Below are 270 nucleotides of genomic sequence, written 5' to 3' on the forward strand. Positions count from 1 at the left end.
TTTGTCTTTATGCTTCAAATGTTCATATTACTCTTGAAGATGTGAAAGCTATTGTAAGTGATGTCAGTGCTCTTTCTCAAGATGAAATTATTGATGCTCTTTTATTGGGCGATATATCAGGCTTTGAAGCGCATTTTAACCGACATGCAGCATTGCAGGGGGCGCTTTTTTTTATTTTAAGTACAGCACAAAGGCATTTTCAGCAGTTACAGCTTTTGCGTTATCAGGTAGAGGTTGAAGGAAAAACACCTTTTACGGTGGTTTCTCAAG

Annotated in this window: 1 pseudogene; it reads left to right on the forward strand. The window is 37.8% G+C overall.

Features of this window, described 5'->3' with window-relative positions:
• Positions 1-270: pseudogene (gene holA / locus ACFINC_RS11040) on the forward strand (DNA polymerase III subunit delta); the annotation flags it as partial.

Origin of the sequence: Bartonella sp. AP58NXGY (assembly GCF_042195785.1) — a bacterium.
In the GTDB taxonomy this organism is placed as follows: Bacteria; Pseudomonadota; Alphaproteobacteria; order Rhizobiales; family Rhizobiaceae; genus Bartonella.